Source organism: Roseateles sp., from assembly GCF_039929605.1.
Taxonomy (GTDB): domain Bacteria; phylum Pseudomonadota; class Gammaproteobacteria; order Burkholderiales; family Burkholderiaceae_C; genus Pelomonas.
In genome coordinates, this window is the sequence record NZ_JBDSQX010000004.1 from 1 (window position 1) to 6,509 (window position 6,509).

The 6,509-nt window shown below is 66.0% G+C and carries 5 protein-coding genes and 2 pseudogenes; 1 reads left to right on the forward strand and 6 read right to left on the reverse strand.

Annotated features, from left to right (window positions below; genetic code table 11):
- The first annotated feature begins 75 nt into the window (after positions 1 to 75).
- Positions 76 to 1,351 (forward strand): annotated as a pseudogene (locus ABIS05_RS00535) (type II toxin-antitoxin system HipA family toxin).
- 46 nt (positions 1,352 to 1,397) lie between these two features.
- On the opposite strand, the gene rfbC reads toward ABIS05_RS00535, so the two are convergent.
- The 6 genes and pseudogenes from rfbC to ABIS05_RS00565 form a co-directional block, all read right to left on the reverse strand.
- Positions 1,398 to 1,967: a dTDP-4-dehydrorhamnose 3,5-epimerase gene (rfbC, locus tag ABIS05_RS00540; RefSeq protein ID WP_348013131.1), complete on the reverse strand. Its 570-nt coding sequence runs from the start codon at positions 1,965 to 1,967 to the stop codon at positions 1,398 to 1,400.
- A complete protein-coding gene (gene rfbA / locus ABIS05_RS00545; protein WP_348013132.1) occupies positions 1,967 to 2,851 on the reverse strand; it encodes a glucose-1-phosphate thymidylyltransferase RfbA in 885 nt (294 codons plus the stop codon). Before rfbA ends, rfbC begins: the two co-directional genes overlap by 1 nt.
- 18 nt (positions 2,852 to 2,869) lie before the next feature.
- The gene (gene rfbD, locus ABIS05_RS00550) at positions 2,870 to 3,751 is read right to left on the reverse strand and encodes a dTDP-4-dehydrorhamnose reductase (protein ID WP_348013133.1); all 882 of its coding nucleotides are present in this window, start codon (positions 3,749 to 3,751) and stop codon (positions 2,870 to 2,872) included.
- On the reverse strand, positions 3,748 to 4,806 hold the full coding sequence (rfbB, locus tag ABIS05_RS00555) for a dTDP-glucose 4,6-dehydratase (RefSeq protein ID WP_348013134.1): 1,059 nt from the start codon (positions 4,804 to 4,806) through the stop codon (positions 3,748 to 3,750). Before rfbB ends, rfbD begins: the two co-directional genes overlap by 4 nt.
- A gap of 102 nt (positions 4,807 to 4,908) precedes the next feature.
- Positions 4,909 to 6,342 carry a mannose-1-phosphate guanylyltransferase/mannose-6-phosphate isomerase gene (locus tag ABIS05_RS00560; RefSeq protein ID WP_348013135.1) on the reverse strand — a complete coding sequence of 478 codons (1,434 nt, stop codon included), beginning with the start codon at positions 6,340 to 6,342 and terminating at the stop codon, positions 4,909 to 4,911.
- Positions 6,339 to 6,509 (reverse strand): annotated as a pseudogene (locus ABIS05_RS00565) (UDP-glucose 4-epimerase); the annotation flags it as partial. The gene ABIS05_RS00560 and the pseudogene ABIS05_RS00565, both read right to left, overlap by 4 nt.

The following is a 6,509-nucleotide window of genomic DNA, read 5'->3' on the forward strand; positions in this document are numbered from 1 at the left end:
TCCGCCGCGTGCACTCGCCGCGCGCCTTGTTGAACATTGGGTTGCATAGGTGTCCACCAAAATCAGGTGGACGCCATGTTCACGCGATGGCGACCGGGGCGGAAGGTGGGGCCGCCGGACGCTCACGACTGGATGGCCTCAGAGGCAGGTCGACCGCTGTCGCTGTCCATGCCCTTCACGGGCACGCAGGCTTTGCGCGGCGCCCCGGTCAACAATTACTTCGAGAACCTGCTTCCCGACAGCGAGCCCATCCGAAAGCGCTTGGCCACCCGGTTCAAAACCGACACCCTGGAGGCATTTGACCTGCTCGAGGCCATCGGGCGTGATTGCGTGGGCGCCATCCAGCTGCTCGGCGCTGACGAGTCGCCGGTCAACGTCGCAACCATTGAGGGCACGTCGCTCAACGAGGGTGAGGTGGAGGAGCTGCTGATGCTAGCGGCTGGCTCAGGCCCGCACCCGGGCGTGGAAGACAACGACAACTTCAGAGTCTCTTGCCGGCGCCCAGGAGAAAACGGCACTCTTGTGGCATGACGGCCAGTGGAAGCGTCCCCGCGGCTCCACCCCCACCTCGCACATCCTGAAGCTGCCCATCGGCCTTGTGGGTGCGCGCAAGGCCGACTTCGGCACCTCGGTAGAGAACGAGTGGCTCTGCATGGAGCTGATGCGCGAGCTCGGGCTGCCGACGGCCAAGACTGAGATGGTTCAGTTCGGGAGCCAGAAGGTTCTCTGCGTCGAGCGGTTCGACCGGCAGATGCATTCCTCGGGCACCTGGCTGCTGCGCCTTCCCCAGGAAGATTTCTGCCAGGTCAGTGGCACGGCGCCCCACCGCAAGTACGAGGCCGATGGCGGACCCGGGATCGCGGACATCGCGCGTGTTCTCGCTGGCTCCGTGAACGCGCAAGCCGACCTCAAGAACTTTCTCAAGGCGCAACTGCTTTTGTGGATGATGGCGGCACCCGACGGTCACGCCAAGAACTTCAGCCTGCGCATCTTGCCGCGCGGCCGCTACGCGCTCACGCCGCTCTACGACGTGATGTCCATCTGGCCCGTTGAAGGAAACGGCGCAAGCCAGTTCTCCTGGCACAAAACCAAGCTCGCCATGGCGCTGCATAGCAAGAATCAGCACTACAGCCTCAAGGACATCCAGCGTCGCCACTTCAACGCGACGGCTGCAAAGTTCTTCCAGCGCGAAAGTGCGGAAGACGTCATCGAAGAGGTGCTGGAGGACATCGAGCGAGCCATCACGGCCGTAAGTGCCCGACTGCCTACCGGCTACCCGGAGAGGGTCGCGACCGCCATCTTCGAGGGCCTGCGGCGCACGGCCAAACTTCTTGCCAGCTCGGCACCTTGAGTCGTGCAACGCCGGTAGCTCATCAACGCGACGGCGCCGGGGAAGATCAGTCGAAAGTTCTTGCGTCGGCCAGCAGCGGTGCTGCCACATCCTTGGCCGACAGCTGCGGCGTGATGCCGTCCAGTGGCCACTGGATGCCGATGGCGGGGTCGTCCCAGCGCACGGCGCCTTCGCACTCGGGAGCGTAGCGGCCGCTGGTTTTGTACAGGAAGTCGGCCGTTTCGCTGAGGACGACGAAGCCGTGAGCGAAGCCCGGCGGGATCCACAACTGGCGGTGGTTCTCGGCCGTCAGCTCGTAGCCGACCCAGCGACCGAAATTCGGGCTGGAGCGGCGCATGTCGACCGCGACGTCGAAGACCGCGCCCGACGTGCAGCGCACCAGCTTGCCCTGCGCGTGCGGGTCGAGCTGGTAGTGCAGGCCGCGCAGCACGCCGCGCGAGGAGCGGGAGTGGTTGTCCTGCACGAAATGCACGTCGTAGCCCAGCGCGTCATTGAAGCGTGCTTCGTTCCAGCTCTCGGTGAAGAAGCCACGAGCGTCGCCGAACAACTTGGGCTCGACGACCAGCACCTCGGGCAGGGCGGTGGGGGTGACAGTGAGCAGCGTCGCAGCGGTCATCAGTAGGCCCGGTCCTTCAGCAGCTTCTGTAGGTACTGGCCGTAGCCGTTCTTGGCCAGCGGCTTGGCCAGGGCCTCGAGTTGCTCGGCCGTGATCCAACCAGCACGGAAGGCAATTTCCTCCGGGCAGGCAACCTTCAGCCCTTGGCGCTTTTCAAGCGTGGCGATGAACTGGCCCGCTTCCATCAGGCTGTCGTGCGTGCCGGTGTCCAGCCAGGCATAGCCGCGCCCCATGATCTCGACGCTGAGCTGGCCGCGCTTCAGGTATTCGGCGTTGACGTCGGTAATCTCCAGCTCGCCGCGCGGGCTGGGCTTGATGTTGGCGGCGATGTCGCAGACCTGCTCGTCGTAGAAGTACAGGCCCGTAACGGCGTAGTTGCTTTTCGGCGCCGAGGGCTTTTCTTCGATGGACAGCGCACGCTTGTCGGCATCGAAATCGACGACGCCATAACGCTCGGGGTCGTGCACGTGATAGGCGAAGACGCTGGCGCCGGTGTCGCGCTGGGTCGCGCTGTGGAGCAGGCCGGCGAAGTCGTGGCCGTAGAAGATGTTGTCGCCCAGCACCAGGGCGCTGGGCTTGCCGTCGACGAAGTCGCGTCCAAGGATGAAGGCCTGGGCCAGGCCGTCGGGGCTGGGCTGCACGCAGTAGCTGATGCTCATGCCCCAGCGTGAGCCGTCACCCAGCAGGGACTCGAAGCGCGGGGTGTCCTGCGGCGTGCTGATGATGAGCACGTCGCGGATGCCCGCGAGCATCAGCGTGCTGAGCGGGTAATAGACCATGGGCTTGTCGTAGACCGGCAGCAACTGCTTGCTGACGGCCAGCGTGGCCGGGTGCAGGCGCGAGCCGGACCCGCCGGCGAGGATGATGCCTTTGCGGTTTGTCATCGGAGACTTTGCGTTAGTTCAAAGGATTTCAGTGAGCATGCGCTCGACGCCTTGCTGCCAGTGCGGCAGGCGCAGGCCGAAGCGCTGCTGCAGCTTGGCGGTGGACAGGCGCGAGTTCAGCGGGCGCTGGGCCGGTGTGGGGTAGTCGCTCGTCGGGATCGGCAGGATCTGCTCCGGCGCGACCTTGATGGGCTTGCCACGCTCCCTTGCCAGCTCGATGACGAAGCGTGCGTAGTCGTGCCAGTTCGTCTCCCCACCGGCGACGGCGTGGTAGGTGCCGCTCAGCGCCGGGTTGGCGCGCGCTGCGCGCATCATGTGGGCCGTCAGGTCGGCCAGCAGGTCGGCCCCGGTGGGCGCGCCGATCTGGTCGGCGATGACCTTGAGCTGCTGGCGCTCGGCGGCCAGGCGCAGCATGGTTTTGGCGAAATTGCCGCCGCGCGCAGCATAGACCCAGCTGGTGCGCAGGATCAGGTGCTGGCAGCCGCTGGCGCGAATGGCGTCCTCGCCTTCGGCCTTGGTGGCGCCGTAGACGCTTAGCGGTGCGATGGGCGCTTCTTCGTCGCGGGCATGGCTGCCGCTGCCGTCGAAGACGTAGTCGGTCGAGTAGTGCACCAGCAGCGCGCCCAGGCGCTTGGCCTCGATGGCTAGAAGGGCGGGCGTGCTGGCGTTGATCTGGCGGGCGAGGTCGGGCTCGCTTTCGGCCTTGTCGACGGCGGTGTGGGCTGCGGCATTGACGATGACCTGTGGGGCCAGCGCCTGCACGCGAGCCAGCAATTGCTCGGGCTGCGTGAAATCGCCGCCGTCGTCGGAGTCCAGCGCCACCACCTCACCAGCGACGGCCAGTGAACGCTGCAGCTCCCAGCCGACCTGGCCGCCTTTGCCTAGGAGGAGTATTTTCATGCGCTGTACTGCTTGGAGACCCAGTCCTTGTAGGCGCCGCTCTGCACGCGGGCGACCCACTCGGGATGGTCGAGGTACCACTGCACCGTCTTGCGGATGCCGGTCTCGAAGGTCTCGGCCGGGCGCCAGCCCAGTTCGCGCTCGATCTTGCGTGCGTCGATGGCGTAGCGGCGGTCGTGGCCGGGGCGGTCCTTCACGTAGGTGATAAGGCGCTCGTAGGGGCCCTCGGCCGAGGGCTTGAGTTCGTCCAGCAGCTTGCAGACGATCTTGACGATGTCGATGTTGGCCTGCTCGTTCCAGCCACCGATGTTGTAGGTCTCGCCCAGCTTGCCGCCGGCCAGCACCGCGCGGATGCCGCTGCAGTGGTCCGTCACGTAGAGCCAGTCGCGGATCTGCTGGCCGTCGCCGTAGACCGGCAGCGGCTTGCCGGCCAGCGCGTTGACGATCATCAGCGGGATCAGCTTCTCGGGGAAGTGATAGGGCCCGTAGTTGTTGGAGCAGTTGGTCGTGACGACCGGCAAGCCATAGGTGTGGTGCCAGGAGCGCACGAGGTGGTCGCTGGCGGCCTTGCTGGCCGAGTAGGGGCTGTTCGGCTCGTAGGGGTTGGTCTCAGCGAAGGGCGGGTCGTCGGCCTTCAGCGAGCCGTAAACCTCGTCGGTCGACACGTGATGGAAACGGAAGGCGGCCTTGGCCTCGTCTGCCAGCCCGCCCCAGTAGGCGCGGGCGGCTTCGAGCAGCGTGAAGGTGCCGTCGACGTTCGTCTTCATGAAGGCGCCGGGGCCGCTGATGGAGCGGTCGACGTGGCTTTCGGCCGCGAAATGGACGATGGCGCGCGGCTGATGTGTGGCCAGCAGGCTGTCGACCAGGGCGCGGTCGCAGATGTCGCCCTTGACGAAGATGTGGCGTGCATCGCCGTCCAGAGAGGCGAAGTTTTCAGGGTTGCCGGCATAGGTCAGCACGTCAAGGTTGACGACGGGCTCGTTGGACTGGCGCAGCCAGTCGAGCACGAAGTTGCTGCCGATGAAGCCGGCGCCGCCGGTGACGAGGATGGTCATGAATCAGTTCCGATGTAAGCCGGAAGAGTGTCGCGCATCCCGGAGGTGCCATGAAACGCAACAGGCCCGGATCACCGGGCCTGTTGCTACGGGAAGGTGAGATCAAGTCCTGCCGTAGGTGTCTTCAAAACGGACGATGTCGTCCTCGCCGAGGTAGGAGCCGGACTGGACTTCAATGATCTCCAGCGGCACCTTGCCGGGGTTGGCCAGGCGGTGGGTCTGGCCGAGGGGGATGTAAGTCGACTGGTTTTCGGTCAGCAGGATGGTCTTGTCGCCGTTGACGATCTCCGCGGTGCCGCAGACGACGATCCAGTGCTCGGCGCGGTGGTGGTGCATCTGCAGGCTCAAGCTGGCACCTGGCTTGACCATGATGCGCTTGACCTGGTGGCGCGGACCGTTGTCGATGCTGTCATACCAGCCCCAGGGGCGGTGCACCTTGCGGTGCAGGGCATGCTCGCCGCGCCGCTCGGCGCCCAGGCGGTTGACGATCTGCTTGACCTCCTGGCTGCGCGAGCGGTCGCTCACCAGCACGGCATCCGCCGTCTCGACGACGACGATGTCTTTCAGGCCGACCACGCCGACGAGGCGGCTGGTGGCGTGCACCAGGGTGTTCTGGCTGTCGGCAATGATCGCGTCACCGACGAAGGCGTTGCCGTTCTCGTCCTTGTCCGACACCTGCCAGACGGCCTCCCAGGCGCCGAGGTCGTTCCAGCCAGCGTCCAGCGCCACCATGCGCAGCCCGATGTCGGTGCCGGGACAGCGCTCCATGACGGCGTAGTCGACGGATTCGCTGGGCACGGCGGCAAACTCAGCCTTGGCCGGCCGCACGAACTTGGCGTCGGTCTTGCGCGCATCCCAGGCTGCGCGAGTGGCGACTGCAATGTCGGGGCGGAAGCGCTCCAACGCATTCATCCAGACGCTGGCACGCAGCACGAACATGCCGCTGTTCCAGTAGTAGCCACCCTCGGTCAGATAGCGCTGCGCCGTTTCGAGGTTGGGTTTCTCCACGAACTGCGCGACCGCCAGGCCGGCCGCATCGCCCGTCGTGCGGATATAGCCGTAGCCCGTCTCTGGCCGGTCGGGCGTGATGCCGAGGATGGCGATGGCACCCTCGGCCGCAATGCGGACTGCGTCTTGCAGCGCAGCAGTGAAAGCGGCGGGCTGGGTCACGGTCTGATCGGCCGGCGTGACGACGAGGACAGGGTCATTGCCGCCTTCGAGGGCCGCCAGTGCTGCCAGCGTCAAGGCCGGTGCCGTGTTGCGGCCACAGGGCTCCAGCAGCACGCTGCTGGGCTCCTGGCGGGTTTCGCGCAGTTGGTCCAGCACGAGGAAGCGGTGCTCCTCGTTGCCGACGATGCAGGGGCCTGCCAACTCGAACTCGGGCGAGGCCAGCGCTGCCAGCCGGCGTGCGGCAAGCTGGAACAGGCTCTCGTTGCCAGACAGCACGAGGAACTGCTTGGGATAGCCGCTGCGCGACAGCGGCCAAAGCCGGGTGCCGGAGCCGCCGGCCATGATGACGGGCTGAACTTGAATCATGCGAATCCGTGAGGGTTGAGTTGTTGCCAGCGCCAGCTGTCCTCACACATGCGTGCGAGGTCGAGCTTGGCCTGCCAGCCGAGTGTTGCGAGGGCTGCTGCCGGGTCGGCCCAGCAGGCGGCGATGTCACCCGGGCGGCGCGGGACGATCTCGTAAGGCACGCTGCG